Annotated in this window: 15 protein-coding genes and 4 tRNA genes; 5 read left to right on the top strand and 14 right to left on the bottom strand. The window is 64.7% G+C overall.

Annotation, left to right across the window (positions count from 1 at the left end; all coding sequences use genetic code 11):
* Nucleotides 1–80: 80 nt before the first annotated feature.
* Nucleotides 81–815 carry an IclR family transcriptional regulator gene (locus ABEA06_RS11470; protein WP_190807323.1) on the top strand — a complete coding sequence of 245 codons (735 nt, stop codon included), beginning with the start codon at nt 81–83 and terminating at the stop codon, nt 813–815.
* A 4-nt stretch (nt 816–819) separates the two neighbouring features.
* Here the strand turns inward: ABEA06_RS11470 and ABEA06_RS11475 are convergent, their stop codons facing one another.
* From ABEA06_RS11475 to ABEA06_RS11535, 13 genes are all read right to left on the bottom strand, one after another.
* Entirely contained in the window at nt 820–2,487 is a 1,668-nt protein-coding gene (locus ABEA06_RS11475) for a GTPase (RefSeq protein WP_303383023.1), read from the bottom strand.
* Complete coding sequence (locus ABEA06_RS11480) at nt 2,484–4,238, bottom strand: dynamin family protein (RefSeq protein WP_345311573.1); 1,755 nt, start codon at nt 4,236–4,238, stop codon at nt 2,484–2,486. The genes ABEA06_RS11475 and ABEA06_RS11480 overlap by 4 nt, the downstream gene beginning before the upstream one ends.
* A 159-nt stretch (nt 4,239–4,397) precedes the next feature.
* Nucleotides 4,398–4,470: transfer RNA gene (locus tag ABEA06_RS11485), tRNA-Glu, on the bottom strand.
* Nucleotides 4,471–4,589: 119 nt separating this feature from the next.
* Nucleotides 4,590–4,661: transfer RNA gene (locus ABEA06_RS11490), tRNA-Gln, on the bottom strand.
* An 85-nt stretch (nt 4,662–4,746) separates the two neighbouring features.
* Entirely contained in the window at nt 4,747–6,261 is a 1,515-nt protein-coding gene (gene gltX, locus ABEA06_RS11495) for a glutamate--tRNA ligase (RefSeq protein WP_345311574.1), read from the bottom strand.
* A 36-nt stretch (nt 6,262–6,297) separates the two neighbouring features.
* Nucleotides 6,298–7,071 carry a fumarylacetoacetate hydrolase family protein gene (locus ABEA06_RS11500; protein ID WP_303383245.1) on the bottom strand — a complete coding sequence of 258 codons (774 nt, stop codon included), beginning with the start codon at nt 7,069–7,071 and terminating at the stop codon, nt 6,298–6,300.
* A gap of 54 nt (nt 7,072–7,125) precedes the next feature.
* Nucleotides 7,126–8,223: a branched-chain amino acid aminotransferase gene (locus tag ABEA06_RS11505; protein ID WP_345311575.1), complete on the bottom strand. Its 1,098-nt coding sequence runs from the start codon at nt 8,221–8,223 to the stop codon at nt 7,126–7,128.
* A gap of 26 nt (nt 8,224–8,249) precedes the next feature.
* Nucleotides 8,250–9,329 (bottom strand): 3-isopropylmalate dehydrogenase, encoded by a 1,080-nt coding sequence (locus tag ABEA06_RS11510; protein WP_345311576.1) that lies wholly within the window; start codon nt 9,327–9,329, stop codon nt 8,250–8,252.
* Between the two features lie 130 nt (nt 9,330–9,459).
* Nucleotides 9,460–11,013: a methionine--tRNA ligase gene (metG, locus tag ABEA06_RS11515; RefSeq protein WP_345311577.1), complete on the bottom strand. Its 1,554-nt coding sequence runs from the start codon at nt 11,011–11,013 to the stop codon at nt 9,460–9,462.
* Between the two features lie 147 nt (nt 11,014–11,160).
* A complete protein-coding gene (ilvC, locus tag ABEA06_RS11520) occupies nt 11,161–12,186 on the bottom strand; it encodes a ketol-acid reductoisomerase (protein ID WP_312395586.1) in 1,026 nt (341 codons plus the stop codon).
* Nucleotides 12,187–12,276: 90 nt separating this feature from the next.
* Nucleotides 12,277–12,786, bottom strand: a complete 510-nt coding sequence (ilvN, locus tag ABEA06_RS11525) for an acetolactate synthase small subunit (RefSeq protein WP_345311578.1) — start codon at nt 12,784–12,786, stop codon at nt 12,277–12,279.
* Between the two features lie 3 nt (nt 12,787–12,789).
* Nucleotides 12,790–14,670: an acetolactate synthase large subunit gene (locus tag ABEA06_RS11530; RefSeq protein ID WP_303383527.1), complete on the bottom strand. Its 1,881-nt coding sequence runs from the start codon at nt 14,668–14,670 to the stop codon at nt 12,790–12,792.
* Between the two features lie 293 nt (nt 14,671–14,963).
* Entirely contained in the window at nt 14,964–15,950 is a 987-nt protein-coding gene (locus ABEA06_RS11535; RefSeq protein WP_303383528.1) for an NAD(P)-dependent oxidoreductase, read from the bottom strand.
* Between the two features lie 171 nt (nt 15,951–16,121).
* Here ABEA06_RS11535 and ABEA06_RS11540 point away from each other — a divergent pair.
* Nucleotides 16,122–16,194: transfer RNA gene (locus ABEA06_RS11540), tRNA-Lys, on the top strand.
* Between the two features lie 135 nt (nt 16,195–16,329).
* Here ABEA06_RS11540 and ABEA06_RS11545 read toward each other — a convergent pair.
* Nucleotides 16,330–16,818, bottom strand: coding sequence for a MarR family winged helix-turn-helix transcriptional regulator (locus tag ABEA06_RS11545; RefSeq protein WP_303383274.1), 489 nt, complete (start codon nt 16,816–16,818; stop codon nt 16,330–16,332).
* Nucleotides 16,819–16,981: 163 nt separating this feature from the next.
* Here ABEA06_RS11545 and bcp point away from each other — a divergent pair, with 163 nt between their 5' ends.
* From bcp to ABEA06_RS11560, 3 genes are all read left to right on the top strand, one after another.
* On the top strand, nt 16,982–17,491 hold the full coding sequence (bcp, locus tag ABEA06_RS11550; protein ID WP_425559531.1) for a thioredoxin-dependent thiol peroxidase: 510 nt from the start codon (nt 16,982–16,984) through the stop codon (nt 17,489–17,491).
* 112 nt (nt 17,492–17,603) lie between these two features.
* Nucleotides 17,604–17,688: transfer RNA gene (locus ABEA06_RS11555), tRNA-Leu, on the top strand.
* 50 nt (nt 17,689–17,738) lie between these two features.
* Entirely contained in the window at nt 17,739–19,355 is a 1,617-nt protein-coding gene (locus tag ABEA06_RS11560; RefSeq protein ID WP_345311579.1) for an ABC transporter substrate-binding protein, read from the top strand.
* Nucleotides 19,356–19,423 lie beyond the last annotated feature (68 nt).

Raw genomic sequence — 19,423 nt, forward strand, 5'->3', positions numbered from 1 at the left:
GCATGGACATTCTTGACGCGATGGATCCGACCGGCGCACCTTTGGGGACTCCGTTGGGTGGCCGAGGAACGGGTGCCGGCATGCCCGGGGAATCTTCCTTCTCCCCGTCCGGTGTGGGGGTCATCGACAAGGCCTCGCTCATCCTGGACGCCCTGGAGGCCGGCCCCGCGTCGCTGGCCGATCTGGTGGAAGCTACCGGGCTCGCGCGCCCCACCGTGCACCGCTTGGCCGTGGCACTGGCTCACCACCGTTTTGTGGGTCGCGATGTGCAGGGCAGGTTCGTCCTGGGCTCCCGCGTGGTCGAACTCGCATCCGCAGCCGGTGAGGACCGGCTCATCTCCGCATCGGCTCCCGTCCTGCTCCAGTTGCGTGACGCCACCGGTGAGTCGTCACAGGTGTTCCGCCGACAGGGCGAGTGGCGTGTCTGCGTGGCCTCCGCGGAACGCCCCATCGGCCTGCGTGACACCATTCCGGTGGGCACACAGCTGTCCATGAGGGCGGGCTCCGCCGCCCAGGTGCTGATTGCGTGGGAGGACCACGCCCGCCTGATCGAGGGGCTCTCCCACGCCCGGTTCTCCGCCACGACCCTGGCCGGCGTCCGACGCCGCGGCTGGGCCCAGTCGATCGGCGAGCGCGAACCCGGCATCGCCTCGGTCTCGGCTCCCGTGCGCGGGCCCTCCGGTCGGGTGATTGCCGCCGTGTCCATTTCCGGCCCCATTGAACGACTTTCCAAACAGCCGGGGCAAAAGCACGCGGAAGTGATCGTGCAGGCGGCACGCCAGCTCACCGAGGCGGTCCGCGTGAGCGGATCCTGACCGGCTAGCTAACGTGGGCGGTGGTCAGCGCCAACGAGTCACCGAACCTGCGATGCGCTTCCAGTTCACGTTCCACGGGAGACTCCACGAGCTCACGCGCGGTCTCGCGCACGGACTCGCCCAGGCGGCGTCGCAGTCGGGAGGCCCGCATGCGCGAGGCGACGGAAGCGATGAGTCCGCCCGTGATGGCCAGGAAGATCGCCACCACCACGCCGGTGATGACCATGAGCGTGGGCACCGGGAGCGGGAACCCCTCGACCGTGGGCGGCGGGGGCAGCGGAATCTGGAAGTATTCGGCCGCGAACAACCCCAGCAACCAGAGCAGGCCCAACACGGTCATGGCCATGGCGATCCACTGCAATACGTCGAAAAGAATCCACCACCAGGACGCGGACCGAGCGGAGAACTTGGTGCGCGCCACGGCCTGGTCCAGCGCGTCCGGCAGACGCGCCTCGTTGGAACGAGCGGCCACGCGCACACTGCGCCGCCACGGTGCTCCCGCCCCTTCGGAGACCGCATCCGCGTAATTACGGACGGCGGAGTCCGCCGAAGCCTTCTGGGAGGCGTTCATGGGAGGCAGGGACGTGCGGTGGACCGAAGGGTCCGAGCCCTTGTCGTGGCTTTCGATGTGCAGGCGCTTGAGCGGATCCTTGCGGAAGTTCGCGAGCCAGCGCGTTGCGATCCAGCCCGTGTGCTTGCCGGCGCGCAGGCGGTAGGAACGTGCCGCGGCGTCGGCAATGAGGTCCACCCCCGCGGCGCGCACGAGGCCCGAGGTGAGATGTTCGCTTGCTTCTCGCGTGATGCCCCGGGGGTCGCCCTCACCGGCGGCTTCCGCGAGAACGTGTCCGGCATGGATCACGTCCGCCTCGAGACGCTGCCCCGCGGCCGCCCGGTGTGCTGCAATGGCGTGGATGCGCTCGCGCAGATCGGGCACACCCTCACCGGTCAGTGCGGATACTGCCACGGGGGCACTGGGTCCGGACGTGGGTAGCCCGTCCTGAGCGAGTAGCTCCCGAAGCGAGGCCAGCACATTGGGCAGGTCCGAGGGCGCCAGGCGGTCGGCCTGATTCAGCACCACCATGGTCACCGCACCGTGACGGGACAGCGGCTGCACGAAATCCTGGTGCAGCACGGCGTCAGCGTATTTCTGAGGGTCCACCACCCACACGACCACGTCCACCAGGCCCACCATGCGGTCCACGATGTCCCGGTGCTCGCGCGTGACCGAGTCGAAATCGGGCAGGTCCAACAGAACCAGGCCGCCACTCGTGGTGCTCGCCCTGCGGCCCTTACCGGTGCTGATGCTCAGTGCGGGGCCCACCACGTGGCGGTCGCTGACGTCGAGCCAATCGAGCAGGGCTTCACTGCCCTCCTCTCCCCGGATCGCAGCCAGCGGCTGAGACGTGGTGGGCCGGCGCGCAGCGGTGCGCGCCAGATCCTGGCCGACCACCGCGTTGAACAGCGTTGATTTTCCGGACCCGGTGGCTCCGAAGAAACCGACCACGGTGTGATCGGCGGACAGGGCCCGCCGCTCCCCCGCACGGTCCAGGGCTTGGCGTGCGGCCGTCACCGCTTCCTGGTCGAGACGACCATCGGCCAGTTCCGCGGCTTGGGCGAGACCCTTGATCCGGTCGGACAGCGTGGCCTCGGGTTGTCTGGTGCGAATTTTCACAGGGCCTCACCGGCCGTGCGGATGTGCTGAGCCGCAGACCGCAACTCGGACGCGGTGGGGTGCTCACCCAATTCGTCCAGGCGGTCCAGGAACGCCTTGGCGCGCTGATCCAGCAGGTGTTTGATGCGGGTTTCCAGGTTCTCCCGTGCTTTCTGGCTCATTCGCCGGACAGCGTCCTCCCCGAAGACCGCTTCGAGCAGTTTGGTACCCACCACGCCGGAGCCGCCGGCGATGCCGACCTCGAGACCGGTGAGGCCACCGGTCATGGAGAACACGCCGATCATTAGAATCACGGCCAGGGCATTGACCCCCAGGGACATGGCCCGAGCTTGCGTACGCTTGCCCGCGCCCTCCTGTTGAATCATGAGCATGACGTCCGATTGCCACGAGCGGATGTGCTCGGCGGTGGTTTCGTGATAGTTCTCCGGCAGTGCGGACAGATCGCGGCCCGCGAGCAGGACCTGCCCCGAGGTTTCATCACGCCAGCGCCGCTCGGCCAATTCCGAAGCGCGGGCGGTGTGTTCCACGATCACGGCCTGCAAGCCGGTTTCAATGGCTTCTTCGACCTGGACCTCCGGGGCGGGCTCGCCCTTGAAGAACGCGGTGATCCGGTCGCGCACGCGGCCGATGCCCGCCTCGAGGTTGCGGAAGAACTCGCCGGTGCCCACGAAGTCCTGCCAGCGGGCCAGGACCTCCCCGCGCAGCAACGTACCGTCACGGGTGGAGTCGATGATGGCCGCCAGGGCGTCGTCAAAGGCCGAGGTGACCTCGCGGCGCAGGTGGTCCTCCGTGCGTTGCTGGCCCTCCACCGCGTCCGCGGTTCGATCCGTGGTGTCCGCGAGCTCGCGCACGGCACCGCCCAGCGTGCGTGCCGCGATGTCCGAGCGTGCCTGGGCGTCGGCCCCGAGGTCCTCGAGCCATCCGCGCAGCGGGGCCACCACGGGCGGCGGCAGCATACCCAGCTCGTTGAGCGGTGACTCCTCCACCACGAAGATGGGCGCGTGCCCGAGCCCTTCCTGATTGAGCATCCGCCGCAGGTCGTCCCGGATTTCCTCCGCCGACGCCGCCTGGACCCGGTCCAGCACCACGGCCACGGTGATATCGCGGCCGGCCGCGTTGCGTAGCAATTGCCACGGCACCGCATCCGCGTATCGGTTGGCGGTCGTGACGAACAGCCAGAGATCCGCCGCGGAAAGTAGTTGGGCGGCGAGCGCGCGGTTGTCGTCGGACACGGAGTCCACGTCCGGTGCGTCGAGCACGGCCAGGCCCTGCGGAATTTTCTCATCCGCCAGCAGCACCAACGACCCCGTGTCCTCCACGGGGCGATCACTCTCGGACCGGGCCGGGGCCGTCACCGTCGGGTCCATGAGCTTCCCTCGCACCCGCGCCAAATGCGGCAGGACACGCTGGGACGTGAACGCGGCGGCGTCGTCGGGGTGGTGGATCAGCAGCGGACGGCGCGTGGTGGGTCGAATGGCGCCGGAACGCGTAACGGGGTGACCCACGAGCGCGTTGACCAGCGTGGATTTTCCCGCGCCGGTGGATCCGCCGACCACCGCCAGCAACGGGGCGTCCAGGGACCGGACGCGGGGCAACACGTAATCATCGAGCTGGGCGACGGCCCGCCCCACGGTCTCTCGCTGCTGCGGCGCACTGGCCGTGGCCAGCGGCAACGTGGTGGAGCTCAACAGGTCTCGGGTCTGCTCGAGCGCTTCGATCAGCGGAGTGGCAGATGCGTTATCGGTGCTCACGCCGCCATTGTGCCAGCCTTCAGCTCAAGGCGAGTGCCAACTCACCCACGACACGAATGCTTGAGGCGGCGGTGCGCATGAGCGGCCACCTGCGAGAGCACCGGCCACGGGAACGAGAAAACCCCGCCTCCGGAAGGAGACGGGGTTTCGTCACTTACGTGACCCCAGCGGGATTCGAACCCGCGTTACCGCCGTGAGAGGGCGGCGTACTAGGCCGCTATACGATGGGGCCTTAGGTGATCGAGAAGCTTTCAGGCTCAATCGACGGACTAAACAGTAACATCAGATTTTGCCTGCACCAACTTGCTCGCTCGGTGCATACATCCGTGGTGAATCAGTGGATGGTCAGCGCTGGGATACCAGGACTCGAACCTAGAACGACGGTACCAGAAACCGCTGTGTTGCCAATTACACCATATCCCAATGTTTTGCCAGGGCTCTCGCACCCGCGCAACGAGCAATAACTATACCCAATCGCCGCGCGGGTGCCAAACCGGGCTCGGAGCCCTTAACTGAGCTGGGAGGCGAGCGCCTTGATGCGGTTCAGGGACGATTCCTTACCCAGGATTTCCAGTGACTCGAAGAGCGGCGGGGAAATGCGTTCACCGGACACAGCGGTGCGGACCGGACCGAATGCCAAACGGGGCTTGATTTCCAGTCCCTCGACAATGGCCTCCCGCAATGCGGCTTCAATGGGCTCTGCCGTGAAATCCTCCAATGGTTCGAGCGCCTCGACCGCGGCGTGCAGCACCTGCGGGGCGCTGTCCTTGAGCTGCTTCTGGGCATCCGGGGCGATCTGGATGTGATCGTCGGAGCGGAACAGGAAGCCCAACAGACCCGGGGTCTCGCCCAGCAGGTTCATGCGCTCCTGGACCAACGGTGCCGCCTGATCCAAGATCTTGTTCTGCTCGTCCGTGAGGGTCTCCCCCGTCAAACCGGCCGACTGCAGGTACGGAATCAAGCGGTTACGGAAGTCCTGCGGCTCCAACATGCGGATATGGGTGCCGTTGATGGCCGTGGCCTTCTTGACGTCGAAGCGCGCGGGATTGGCCAGAACATTGTGGATGTCGAAGTTCTCCACGAGTTGGTCCACGCTGAAGATGTCCTCGTCCGCGGACAGCGACCAACCCAGCAGCGCCAAGTAGTTCAGCAGTCCCTCGGGGATGAACCCGTTGTCCCGGTGGTGGAACAAGTTGGACTCGGGGTCGCGCTTGGACAGCTTCTTATTGCCCTCACCCATCACGTAGGGCAGGTGGCCGAACTCGGGAATGAACTCGGCCACGCCGATGTCCATCAGGGCGCGGTAGAGGGCAATTTGGCGAGGGGTCGAGGACAGCAGATCCTCACCGCGCAGCACCTGGGTGATACCCATGAGAGCGTCGTCCACGGGGTTGACCAGCGTGTAGAGCGGCTTACCGTTGGCGCGGGCCACCACGAAGTCCGGCACCGACCCGGCCTTGAAGGAGATCTCGCCGCGCACGAGGTCGGTGAAGGAAATGTCCTCGTTAGGCATCCGCAGTCGCAGAACGGGCTTGCGGCCCTCGTCGCGGAATGCCTGCTTCTGCTCTTCGGTCAGGTCGCGATCGTAATTGTCGTAACCGAGCTTGGGGTCCTCCCCCTTGGCCTTGTGCCTGGCTTCCACCTCTTCCGGGGTGGAGAAGTCCTCGTACACGTGTCCGGACTCCACCAGCTTGGCCAGCACGTCCTGGTAGATCTCACCGCGCTGGGACTGGCGGTACGGCTCGTGGGGTCCACCCACGTTGACGCCCTCGTCCCAGTCGATGCCCAACCAGGCAAGTGCGTCGAGGATCTGGCCGAAGCTCTCCTCGGAGTCGCGGGCGGCGTCCGTGTCCTCGATGCGGAACACCATGGTGCCGCCGGTGTGGCGGGCCCAGGCCCAGTTGAACAGTGCGGTGCGGATCAAACCCACGTGCGGCGTGCCCGTGGGAGACGGGCAGAAGCGCACGCGCACGGGGGTGTCGGCGGAAACGGTGGGGTGCAGTGAAGTTTCGTGGTCAGTCATGATGTGACCATTCTAGGCTCAAGGATCACCCCTGGCTCAGCGGCGCAGCACCGTGGTGAGGCGGCCGATTCCCTCGATGTCCACGTCCAAGGTGTCCCCCTCGTCGACGATGCCCACCCCGGCCGGTGTGCCCGTGAGGATCACGTCCCCGGGCAGCAGCGTGAAGGCCTGAGACACGTAAGAGACCAGCGTGGGGACGTCGAAGACCATGTCCGCGGTGTTCCCGTCCTGCTTCAGTTCGCCGTTGACGCGGGACTGCACCCCGATCGAGCTGATGTCCAGCTCGGTCTCGACCCACGGACCCAAGGGGCAGGCGCCGTCGAAGCCCTTGGCGCGGGCCCACTGGCCGTCCGTCCTCTGGGCGTCACGCGCGGTGAGATCGTTGGCACCGGTGTAGCCGAACACGACCTCGGGAACTCTCTCGACCGGGACGTCCTTGCACATCCGCCCGATCACCACGGCGAGTTCGGCCTCGTAGGAGACCTGCTCGGTCCACGACGGCAACGTCACCGGATCCCCGGGGCCGGACACCGAGGTGTTCGGTTTGAAGAACAGCAGTGGTCTGGTGGGTAGGTCATTGCCCATTTCGGCGGCGTGGTCCGCGTAGTTGCGTCCCACGCACACGATCTTGGAGCGCGGGATGACCGGAGCAAGCAACCGCACCTCGGAGACCTCCACCGTGCGGTCGAGGGGTTGCACGCCCACGTAGAGGGGGTCGCCCGAGAGGTATGTGATTTTTTCCTGGCCCTCGGGCCCGGAAACCACACCAAAGTGAATTTCATTGTCAAAGGTGAACCGTGCAATGCGCATGCCCTAAGGCTACACAGCACGGTCCACCTCGGACTCGTGTTGAGCGGTGAGCGATCAGGCCAGTCGCGTGAGCCAGCCGTGGGTATCCTCCGCACGACCGGTCTGGATGTCGAGCAGCTGCTGGCGCAGGGACATGGTCACTTCGCCCGGCTGGTCGTCCTCGCTGCCGATGACCTCGTCGTGACTGACCAGACGACGCACGGGTGCGATGACCGCTGCGGTTCCGCACGCGAAGACCTCGGTCAGCTCGCCCGACGCCTTGCCCTCACGCCATTCGTCCAGCGTGAATCGGCGTTCTTCGACCTGCAGGCCGCGCTCCTTGGCCAGCTCGATGATTGAGCGGCGGGTGACGCCCTCCAGAATGGTTCCCGTAAGTTCCGGGGTCACCACTCGGCCGTTTTTGAAGACGAAGAACACGTTCATGCCACCGAGTTCTTCAACGGCGTCGTCGCGCTCGTGGTCGAGGAACAACACCTGGCTGCAGCCGTGGGCGTCGCCTTCCATTTGCGCAATCAACGACGCCGCATAGTTGCCGCCGCACTTTGCCGAACCGGTGCCGCCCTTGCCCGCGCGGGCGTAGGTGCGGGACAGCCAGATGTCCACGGGCTCCACCGTGCCGAAATAGTTACCGGCCGGGGAGGCGATGACGGAAAACCGCGCCTGGCGCGACGGGCGCACCCCGAGGAACGGCTCCGTGGCAATCATAAAGGGGCGCACATAGAGGGACTCACCGTCACCGGAGGGCACCCATTTCTCGTCCGTGCTCACGAGTTCACGCACGGCGTCCACGAACGTGTCTTCCGGCAGTGCCGGCAACGCGAGGCGCTCGGCCGAGCGGTTCAAGCGAGCCGCATTGGCCTCCGGGCGGAAGCTCCACACGGAGCCGTCCTGGTGGCGGTAGGCCTTGAGTCCCTCAAAGATCTCCTGGCCGTAGTGGAACACGGCGGCGGAGGGGTCCAGGGCAATCGGACCGTAGGCCTCCAGGCGAGGATTGTCCCACTGCCCGGTGCCCTTTTCCACGTCACCGGTCCAGTCGATGGAGATCATGTTGTCCGTGAAATGTACGCCGAAACCGGGGTTGGCCAGGACGGCGTTGCGGACCTCGTCGGTGGCCGGGTGGGGATTGGGCTGGCGGACGAACTGGGTGCTCAAGAGTATTCTCCTTCGACTGCTCGGATTCAGGCGTCCTGCAGGGCGGCCACAATGTGGTCGCCCACCTGATCGGTGCTGCGCTTCTCATTGCCGTGCGTCTCGAGATCCCGGCGCACTGCCTGGTTGATCTGGTCTGCGAGATTCTCGTGGCCCAGGTGTTCCAGCATCATGGCGGCGGCAAGGATGGCGGCCACCGGCTGCGCTGTTGCGGTTCCCGCAATGTCCGGTGCGGAACCGTGAACGGGTTCGAACATGGACGGCGCAGTGCGATCTGCGTTGATGTTACCGCACGGTGCCAGACCGATACCTCCGGTCACCGCGCCCGCCTGGTCGGTGAGGATGTCGCCGAACAGGTTGTCGGTGACGATCACGTCAAAGCGGGAGGGCTCGGTGGTCAGGAAGATCGTGGCGGCGTCGATGTGCAGGTAATCCACGGTGACGTCCGGGTACTGCGGTGCGAACTGGTTGACGGTCTCCTGGTACAACCGGCCCGCATTGACCAGCACATTGTGCTTGTGCACCAGGGTGAGTTTCTTGCGCGGGCGCTTTTGCGCCAGCTCGAACGCGTACTTGACCAGGCGGCGTACACCGTGGGCGGTGTTGATCGACACCTCGGTCGCGATCTCGTGGTCGGTGCCCTGGCGGACCCGGCCGCCGTTACCGGCGTAGAGACCCTCGGTGCCTTCACGGACCACCACGAAATCAATGTCCCCGGGCTCGGCCAGCGGGCTGGTGGTCCCCAGGTAGAGGGTGGCGGGGCGCAGGTTGATGTAGTGGTCGAACGTGAAGCGCAGCTTCAGCAGCAGGTCACGCTCGAGAATTCCGGAGGGGATGCGGGTGTCGTTGGGGGCGGCACCGACCGCGCCGAACAGGATGGCGTCATGACCGCGGAGCTGGTCGAGGGTTTCATCGCTGAGCACCTCCCCCGTGGCCAGCCAATGCTCGGCTCCCAGCGGGTAGGTGGTCTTCGCCAGGGTGATGCCGGCCGGCTCAGTCACGGCGTCGAGTACTTTCACCGCCTCGGCAACGACCTCGGGGCCGATTCCGTCCCCGGGGATCACGGCGATCGAGTAGGTGGTGGCTGCGTTCGACGATGCTTCGCTCATGATCCCAGCCTAAATCTGCCGGGCGTCAGGATTCCACAACGTGAATACGTGTCTCGAATACCGAGACATGAAACGACGGCGCCGTCACGTTCCCGTGACGACGCCGCCGCCTCACCTGCCGCACGCGCGCTCAGGCCTTGAGAACCTCGGGCTCTTCGTAGCGCGGGAATACACCGCTCGGCTTGGGCAGCTCGGTCCCGGGCACCAACCGATCGGCAATCGCGGCGTACCGGCGGGCTTCCCCGTCGGGTTGACCCAGCTGGGTCAGCAGCTCGGCCATGGAGTCGGGCATGATCGGCTGCACCAGGATCGCCACGATCCGCAGCACCTCCGCCGTCACGTACAGCACGGTGGCCATGCGCTCGGGGTCCGTCTTGCGCAGTACCCACGGCTCCTGCGCCGTGAAGTAGCGGTTGGCATTGGCGATCACACGCCAGACCGCTTCCAACCCACGGTGGAACGCCTGGGCGTCGAACGCGGTGCGCAACGTGTCCACCGCGGCGCTGGCCTCGTCGAGCATGGCCTGGTCCTCGGCGGTGAACTCACCGGGCTCGGGGGCTGCTCCCCCGAGGTTCTTGGCGACCATGGACAGGCTGCGCTGGGCCAGGTTTCCCAGGTCGTTGGCCAGGTCCGAGTTGATGCGCGATGCAATCGAGTCGTGGGAGTAATTGCCGTCCTGGCCGAAGGGAACCTCGCGCAACAGGAAGAAGCGCAGTTGATCCAGGCCGTATTCGCTGATCAGCGAGTGCGGGTCGATCACGTTGCCCACCGACTTGGACATCTTCTCGCCCTGGTTGAACAGGAACCCGTGGGCGTACACGCGCTTGGGTAGTTCCAGTCCGGCGGACATCAGGAAAGCCGGCCAGTACACGGCGTGGAACCGGGCGATGTCCTTGCCGATCAGGTGCAGATCGGCGGGCCAGTAGGTCTGGAACTTGGTGTCCTCGGTGTCCGGGTAGCCCAGGCCGGTGAGGTAGTTGGTCAGCGCGTCCACCCACACGTACATCACGTGATCCGGGTTGCCCGGCACGGGAACACCCCAGTCGAAGGTGGTGCGCGAGATCGACAAATCCTGCAACCCGCCCCCCACAAAAGATGCAATTTCATGGGAACGGGTCTCGGGCTGCACGAAACCCGTCTCGTAGAGCGCCAGCAGCTTGTCCTGGTAGGCCGAGAGGCGGAAGAAGTAGCTCTCTTCCTCGGTCCACGTCAGTTCGGTGCCGGTGCCGATCGAGTACCGCTGGCCGTCCGCGCGGACCTCGGTCTCGTCCTCGGCGTAGTAGGCCTCGTCGCGCACGGAGTACCACCCGGCGTACTTGTCCAGGTAAATGTCACCGTTGGCCTCCATCCGCCGCCAGAGGTCCTGGCTCGCGGCATAGTGGTCCTCGTCCGTAGTGCGGATGAACCGGTCGTAGCTGACCTGCAGCTCGTCGTCCATCGCCTTGAACTGGGACGCGTTCTGATCCGCGAGCTCTCGCGGTGACACACCCTGCTTCTCAGCGGTCTGCTGCATTTTCTGGCCGTGCTCATCGGTGCCGGTCTGGAACCGCACGTCAAAGCCGTCCAAACGCTTGAATCGCGCCATGGTGTCCGCGGCAATCGCCTCGTACGCGTGCCCGATGTGCGGGGACCCGTTCGGGTAGGAAATCGCGGTGGTCAGGTAGTAGGGAATCTGCTCGCTCACGCCCTCCACTCTAGCGACCGTCCAGTGCTTTTCCCGCCTCGGGAATCCTCGGACAGCACGACGCCGCCGCGAGAGTTCACGTGAACTCTCGCGGCGGCGTCGGCGATCGAACTATTGCACCCAACGGCAGTGCCGGATCAGGACCGATCAGCGAGCGGCGGTGCCCTCGGTGTAGTCCTCATCGGTCTGCTCCCACGCGAAGAGGGAACGCAGCTCACGGCCGGTCTCCTCAATGGGGTGAGACTCTTCCTTGGAACGCAGTTCCTTGAACTCCTTGCCACCGCTGGACTGGTCCTCCATGAAGCGCTTGGCAAAAGTGCCGTCCTGGATGTCCTGCAGAACGGCCTGCATGTTCTCCTTGACGTGGGCATCGACCACGCGCGGCCCGGAGACGTAGTCGCCGTACTCGGCGGTGTCGGAGATGGACCAGCGCTGCTTGGCAATGCCGCCCTCGACCATGAGGTCCACGATCAGCTTGAGCTCGTGGAGCACCTCGAAGTAGGCGATTTCCGGCTGGTAGCCGGCCTCGGTGAGGACCTCGAAGCCCTGCTGCACCAGGTGGGACATGCCGCCGCACAGCACGGCCTGCTCGCCGAACAGGTCGGACTCGGTCTCCTCCGTGAAGGTGGTCTCAATGACACCGGCGCGGGTGCCGCCGATGCCCTTGGCGTAGGACAGTGCCAGCTCGAGGGCCTTGCCGGACGCATCGACCTCGACGGCCACGAGGTCGGGCACGGCGCGGCCGGCTTCGAACTCGCGGCGCACGGTGTGACCGGGGCCCTTGGGAGCGACCATGGCCACGTCAACACCCTCGGGTGCCTTGATGTAACCGAACCGGATGTTGAAACCGTGCGCAAAGAAGATCGCGTCACCCTCGTCCAGGTTGTCCTTGATGGACTCCTCGAAGACCTGGGCCTGGACCTGGTCCGGGGTCAGGATCATGATCACGTCCGCTTCCTTGGCGGCCTCGGCCACGGTGAGCACGCGCAGACCGTGAGCCTCTGCCTTCGCACGAGACTTGGAACCCTCGGCCAGACCGATACGGACGTCCACGCCGGAATCACGCAGGTTCAGCGCGTGGGCGTGCCCCTGGGAGCCGTAACCAATGATGGCCACGGAGCGGTTCTGGATGATCGACAGATCTGCATCGTCGTTGTAGTAGATCTTTGCCATGGGGTTGTCTATCTCCTCATTCGATGGTGGGACTGCTGTTCGGATCGGGGACCGCGTCCCGAGCGGAACCCGATCAAGGGTGTCGTGGTGCTAGTGCCGCAGCGCGCGGTCCGACATGGACTTGGGGCCGCGCCCCAGGGCCAGCGTGCCGGCACGAACGATTTCGCGGACGCCGAAGGGCTCGAGCACGTCCAACAGGGCGTGGATCTTGTCCCGCGCACCCGTGGATTCAATGACCACGGATTCGGTGGAGACGTCCACGATGGTGGCCCGGAACAGATTTGCAGCCTGGGTGACCTGCAAACGAGTGGACGCGTCCGCACGCACCTTGACCATTATGTGGTCGCGCTGCACGGAGGACTCCGGGGCGAGCTCAACAATCTTGATGACGTTGATGAGCTTGTTGAGTTGCTTGGTGACCTGCTCCAGCAATTCGCCGTCCGCATCGACCACCACGGTGATCCGTGAGATCCCCGGGATTTCGGTGGGACCCACCGCCAGGGAGTGGATGTTGAACGCACGGCGCGCGAACAAACCGGCAACGCGCGTCAGCACGCCGGGCTTGTCCTCAACCAGAACGGAGAGGGTGTGTCGGCTCATCAATTAGTCCTCCGGGTTCCAGTCAGGAGTCAGGTTCTTGGCAATTTGGATCTGGTCGTTGGAAACGCCCGAGGGAACCATGGGCCAGACCATGGCGTCCGCGGACACCACGAAGTCGATCACCACGGGGCGGTCGTTGATCTCCAGGGCCTGCTTGATCACGTCATCCACTTGATCATCGCTTTCGCAACGCAACGCGGCGCAACCGTAGGCCTCGGCCAGTTTCACGAAGTCCGGCACACGGCGGGAATTGTGGCCGGTGTTCAGCTCCGTATTGGAGTAGCGACCGTCGTAGAACAAGGTCTGCCACTGGCGCACCATACCCAGTGACGAGTTGTTGATCACGGCCACCTTGATGGGGATGTTGTTGATCACGCACGTGGCAAGTTCCTGATTGGTCATTTGGAAACAACCGTCGCCGTCGATGGCCCACACCACGCGGTCCGGCTGGGACACCTGCGCGCCCATGGCGGCGGGAACCGCAAAGCCCATGGTGCCCAGACCGGAGGAGTTGAGCCACTGGCGAGGGCGCTCGTAGGCCACGAATTGCGCGGACCACATCTGGTGCTGGCCCACGCCGGAGACGTAGACGGCTTCGGGTCCGGTCAGGGCCGAGATGCGTTCGATCACGTACTGGGGACTGCCCAGCCCGTCATCGGTGCGAGCGTAACCGAGCGGGTAGGTGTCGCGCAGACTCGACAGCGTGGTCCACCACGTGCCCAGATCCGGTTTGCCGCCCGTCTCGAATTCTTGCCGCACCGCATCACTGAGATCAGGGATCACGGTCTTGAGGTCACCCACGATCGGAACGTCCGCCGTGCGGTTCTTGGAGATCTCCGCGGGATCGATGTCCGCGTGGATCACCTTGGCATTGGGGGCGAACGTGTCCAGTTGACCGGTCACGCGATCGTCGAACCGAGCACCCAGAGTCACCAGCAGGTCAGCCTGCTGCAACGCGTAGACGGCCGGAACCGTGCCGTGCATACCGGGCATGCCCAGGTTCAACTCGTGGGAGTCCGGGAACACACCGCGGGCGGTGAGTGTGGTGACCACGGGAGCGCCGGTGAGTTCTGCGAGCTCGAGGAGCTCCGCAGCGGCGTCGGCTCGCATGGTGCCACCACCGGTGTAAAGCACCGGACGCTCGGCGGAAGCGATCAGACGGGCCGCTTCCCTGATCTGCTTGGAGTGACCACGCGTCACGGGGCGGTAACCCGCCAGCTCCAGCTGCGGGGGCCAGGAGAACATCATGGTGGAGACCTGGGCGTCCTTGGACACGTCCACCAGGACCGGGCCGGGGCGTCCGGTCGAGGCCAGGTGGAAGGCCTCCGCCAGAACGCGAGGAATGTCCTGGGGGTCGGTCACCAGGTAGGAGTGCTTGGTGATGGGCATGGTCATACCCACGATGTCCGCCTCCTGGAATGCATCGGTTCCGATGAAGGCACTGGAGACCTGACCCGTGATCGCAACCATGGGGATCGAATCCATGTTGGCGTCCGCAAGTGCGGTGACCAAGTTGGTGGCGCCGGGACCGGAGGTCACGATGCACACACCGGTGCGCCCCGATGCCAAGGCGTAGCCCTCTGCCGCGTGCCCCGCGCCCTGCTCGTGACGCACCAGGATGTGGTTGATCTTCTCCGCATCCATCAAGGGGTCGTACGTGGGAAGGATTGCACCACCCGGAAGACCGAACACATCGGTGACCCCGAGCTGCTCGAGGGAGCGAATAATGGCGCGCGAGCCGGTCATTTCCTCCGGGCCTTCGGCGCCGGCCACCGCGGTGGCCACGGGATGCTGCTCCGATTCCGCGCCCACCAATGACGCTGAAGTGTTCTCGGCGCGCCGATGGGCCATCACGGCCGGTGAAATCGGCTGATCCTTACTCATAGTGGATATTTCCTTTACCTGCTGTTGGTGCTGAACGCCGGGCGGGCCATCCCCTGACCGATGACGGTGAGCCAGTGCGGATCGTTATACATAAGGAAAGGCCCTCACGCCACGGGTTTCGTGAGCGTTCGGGCCTGTGTCCACGCGCGACGTATTCGACTCAGGCCCGATGTCCGATAAGAACAACGACTCCAAGGTCTACAACGTCACTCGGTGCGAACTGCATAACACCCACTGTAGTGAGGCGCGCGCCTCCTGTGTCAATCTTCGGACGCCATGTCTCACATTATGAACTACTCTCCGGTGGACGGGAGAACAAGGCGTCCCGGTTGCACCAAGAACTTCGGTGCTTGGCCGGTCCTGACGCGCTCGACCTGCTGGAGAATGAGATCCCGCACGCGGGGCCGGTAGGACACATTGGATCCGCCCACGTGAGGGAGCACGATGGACCCTGCGGCGCTCATGAGGGGGTGATCACCGGGCAGCGGCTCCGGGTCCACCACGTCCAGGGCACAGCGCAGTCGCCCCTGGACCACTTCTTCGGTCAGGGCGTCCGTGTCGACCAGCGACCCCCGCCCCACATTGACGACCAGAGCGTCGTCGGGGAGCCTACGCAGGGCCGCGGCGTCGAACATGCCCTCCGTTGCCTCGGTGAGTGGGAGCGCGACCACCAGAATGTCGGTCTCGGGCAGAATCTGGTCCAATTCGTCCACGCCACGAACCTGGCCCTGCTCGTCCTCCCGCGCCGACGACGCCACGCGAGTGATCTCGACCTCGAACGGCCGCAGGCGGTCAATGACGGCCGAACCGATTTCTCCGATTCCCACGACCGTGGCCCGGGAATCCGCCACCGCACGGGAAAAGAACCGCTTGTACACGCCTTCCTTCTGCTGCACGATGGCGCGATCCATGCTGCGCTGCGCGGCAATGATGAGACCCACCGCGATTTCCGCGGTACCCGCGGCGTGCACCCAACCGGCGGAGCTCAACGCAACGTCGGGGCCGATTCGCTCCGGAACCCCGTCGTAACCGGTGGACTGCAACTGTAGGAGTTTCACATTTTCGACCGCGGACGGATTCTTCAACCATCGTCCGCTGAAGTACGGCGCCACGGCGATGTCAATGTCCTCGCGTGCGCACCCCTCGGGCTCACCCTCGAGATCCCACAACACACAAGTGAAGTCGTCGAGTTCGGCACTGATCTGATCGAAGAGCTTTTGCTCAGGCAGGGAGATCACGCGCAAGTCTGACAGGGCCACGGTGGGGTGCTGAGAGGTCATGGCTTTATGGTACGTGCGAGCGGCTCCTCGGACGTGTCCGGCACCACGCCTGCCGAATTGGACAGATCCGCAGGCGGTGCTACAGTTATCTCTCGTTGCGCAGGGGAAACCCCGCATGGAGCCGTTGTCAAACGACACGGATGATGTGCTAAATTTTTCCCGGTAACGCCAGCGCCCCTAGCTCAATTGGCAGAGCAATTGACTCTTAATCAATGGGTTCTGGGTTCGAGTCCCAGGGGGCGCACCCCACAAGTTCGACCGCATTGCTGGCAATGCGGTCGAACTTTTTTATTGCCCGATTTCACGGCTCAATGAAATGTACGACCAGGAAACTGCGCAACCCCTACCGAGGTGGCGTAGTCCAGGCCGGTTCGCGGGATTACTGTGCTGCGCTGGCGGGGTTCTCCGCATCCTCCCGCACCACACCGTCATCGGTAACTTCCAATTTCCATCGGGCTCCACCCAGAGTGGAAATGATCTCCGCCAATGAACGCCGAAGATTCTCATCCATAAGGGTGCCTTCACCCAACAAATCGTTTTCCAACTTGGATGCCGTGTCCAGGACCTTCTCCCCCTCCGGAGAGATGGACACGACGTGTGAACGGCGATCACGAACATCCTTGGATCGGGTGATATGCCCGTGAACCTCAAGTCGATGCAAAGTCTTGCCCATGGTCTGAGCCTGAACCCGAACCTTGTGTGCAAGCTGCGCCTGGGTCATACTACCCTCGGCCTGCAGGACGTCCAGGGCCATCACACCGGCATGGGTGATTCCCAGGGATGCGAGGCTCTCGTTCCACGCATGTTCCACTAGGCGCGCCGCAGTTGACAGCAGGCGATTTGGGGGCCACTGGTTTCGATGAGACATACCCCCCAGTATACCCGCCAATGGCCAATCGGCAGATTATGGTCAGGGTACTGATAAAGCAAATTCGTGACGTAAGGTACCTTATCCACCACATGTCCTGCGCGTCAGCCATTCTGTAACTTCTGGCCTGGAGCGAGCTCATGCCCTCGAGCGGCCGGTCGAGATGCGCGAGCACTGTTACCCAACCGGAAGGAAGCCCCCTGTGACAACCACGTTAACTGCCGGAGACACCGCCCCCGCGTTCACCCTCCAGGATGCGAACGGAGACGACGTCTCCCTCGGGGACTACCGCGGCCGGCGCGTGATCGTGTATTTCTACCCCAAGGCAGCCACTCCCGGCTGCACCACGCAAGCGTGTGATTTTCGTGACAACCTCGCGCGGTTTACTGCAGATGGGTTTGCGGTGCTGGGAATCTCCCCGGACGCCCCGACTGCCCTGGCGCGCTTCACGGACAAGCAGGAACTGACGTTTCCGCTGCTCTCGGACCAGGACCATTCCGTAGCCGAAGCCTACGGCGCCTGGGGCGAGAAGAAGAACTACGGCAAGACGTACGAGGGCCTCATCCGCTCCACCGTGGTCGTGGATGCCCAGGGTGTCGTGGAACTGGCGCAGTACAACGTGCGCGCCAAGGGCCACGTGGCCAAGTTGCGCCGGGACCTGCACCTGGACTGAACGGCGGGACCGGAGCACCCGGGCCGGGCACTGCGATGCGGGCACCCGACACGTTCGGCCACGATTGTGCGGTTACCATGGTTCTCGTTCGCCGGGTAGGCCCGTGCGAGCTGCGCGAGTGGTGGAACTGGTAGACACGCAGGATTTAGGTTCCTGTGCCTCACGGCGTGCGGGTTCGATTCCCGTCTTGCGCACCAACCCGGTTAGCTCCGTCAACAGCTGTCGGTCGGTGAAAGGATCAGCCTCGTTGAGCACCTCGGAATTCCAGTTCGGGCGTCGCGGGTTCCTGGCCGCGGCCGGGCTGGGAGTAGTGCTCACCGGTTGCGGTGCCACCACGCCACGGTCTCAGGACTCCCCGGCCCTGCCCGACGCCTCGTTCGTCTTTGCCCAGGCAGCTTCTCCCGCCACACTGGATCCGTCCATCAGTAATTCGGTGGAAACTTCTCGGATCGCCGCTCAAGTCCTCGAGGGTCTGGTCAGAGCAGACCCCTCGACCGGGGAGCCTCTCCCGGGTCTGGCGGAATCCTGGGAGCTCGACGCCGACAACCGTTCCGTAACCTTCACCCTCCGGCGCGGGATCTCGTTTCACGACGGCGCCGCCCTGAACGCCGAGGCAGTGCGCGCGAACTTCGACAAGTGGCGGGAGCAGGCCGAGTCGGATGAGCCCTGGGCGCCCAGGACGTCCTTTGCCACGGTGTTCCGACACGGCAACACGGATCCATCCACACCCTCCAGCTACGGCGGTTGCGAGGTGGTCGATGAGCGCACGGTCAAGATCGTGCTGCGCCACCCGTACCACCCCCTGCTCCACGCGCTGACCCAGCCATCGTTCGGTCTTGCCTCACCCGACAGCATCGCCGCCGACACCTCGCGCAGCCATCCCGTGGGCACCGGTCCGTTCGGCTTCGACTCCGCCGATGCCACGGCGGTCCGACTGAGCGTCAATCCCGATTACTGGGCGGACCTGGGCCACCTAGGCAGCGTGGAGTTCCGCAGTGTCCCGGACTCCAAAGTCCGGTACGCCGCACTCGTATCCGGCCAAGTGGATGCCTATGACCAGGTCGGCCTGGACGATTTCGCCCCCCTGGCCCGCAGCGGCACCCAGGTGCTGTTCCGCGACCCGTATTCCGTGTCCTACGTGGGGATCAACCAGCGTCTCCCCCTGCTGCAGGACGTGACGATTCGCCGCGCAATCGCTGCGGCCATTGATCGAGGTGCCATTGCCCGGGAGCTGTTCCCCAACGGCACCAACGTGGCCAATCAGTTCATCCCGGCGCGATTCAACGTGGATGGTGATGACCTACAGGTCCCAGGATTCAACCCGCAACGCGCCCGAGACCTGCTCGCCGACTCGGACTACGACGGCGAACGGCTGAGCTTTTATTATCCGCGCAACACCTCCCGGCTGTACCTGCAGAAACCCGAGCAGGTCTTCGCCATGATGTCCGAGCAGCTCACGCGGGTGGGATTTAATCTGGACCCGGTAGCCCTGGAATGGGATGACGACTATGTGCAGAAAGTTACGGATCCGGAGTCACGTCATGCCCTCAGCCTGATGGGATGGAGTGGCGGGTTCCGAGATCCGGACAATTTCCTGGGCCCGTTGATGGGCTCCCCCAACGCCGAGTTCGGGATTCGGAACACGGGCCTGTTCACGGCCGTCAATCGCGCGGCCGCGATGTCCGACGACGCCGCCCGGGCCAACACCTACCGGGCGTTGAACAATCGGATCTCCAGAATGCTGCCGGCCATTCCGCTTGCGCACTCCGTATCGGCCGTGGCCGTCAACAGCAGGGTCGAGACCTTTCCCCTGACCTCGACCGGACACGAACTGTTCAACGACCTGACCCTGCGTAGCGGCTGACGAATCGGCATCTCGCACTGATTTCCATTCGGTGATCGTCGCGGGCTGGAGATAGTCTTGATGTGAAC

The organism is Kocuria gwangalliensis (assembly GCF_039544365.1).
Taxonomy (GTDB): Bacteria; Actinomycetota; Actinomycetes; order Actinomycetales; family Micrococcaceae; genus Kocuria; species Kocuria gwangalliensis.

Coding starts and splice junctions, on each gene's coding strand:
- ABEA06_RS11535 (WP_303383528.1), bottom strand. CDS start 15,950: ATGACCTCTCAGCACCCCACCGTGGCCCTGTCAGACTTGCGCGTGATC.
- ABEA06_RS11530 (WP_303383527.1), bottom strand. CDS start 14,670: ATGAGTAAGGATCAGCCGATTTCACCGGCCGTGATGGCCCATCGGCGC.
- ABEA06_RS11545 (WP_303383274.1), bottom strand. CDS start 16,818: ATGTCTCATCGAAACCAGTGGCCCCCAAATCGCCTGCTGTCAACTGCG.
- ABEA06_RS11500 (WP_303383245.1), bottom strand. CDS start 7,071: ATGCGCATTGCACGGTTCACCTTTGACAATGAAATTCACTTTGGTGTG.
- ilvN (WP_345311578.1), bottom strand. CDS start 12,786: ATGAGCCGACACACCCTCTCCGTTCTGGTTGAGGACAAGCCCGGCGTG.
- gltX (WP_345311574.1), bottom strand. CDS start 6,261: ATGACTGACCACGAAACTTCACTGCACCCCACCGTTTCCGCCGACACC.
- ilvC (WP_312395586.1), bottom strand. CDS start 12,186: ATGGCAAAGATCTACTACAACGACGATGCAGATCTGTCGATCATCCAG.
- bcp (WP_425559531.1), top strand. CDS start 16,982: ATGCGCGAGCACTGTTACCCAACCGGAAGGAAGCCCCCTGTGACAACC.
- ABEA06_RS11510 (WP_345311576.1), bottom strand. CDS start 9,329: ATGAGCGAAGCATCGTCGAACGCAGCCACCACCTACTCGATCGCCGTG.
- ABEA06_RS11470 (WP_190807323.1), top strand. CDS start 81: ATGCCCGGGGAATCTTCCTTCTCCCCGTCCGGTGTGGGGGTCATCGAC.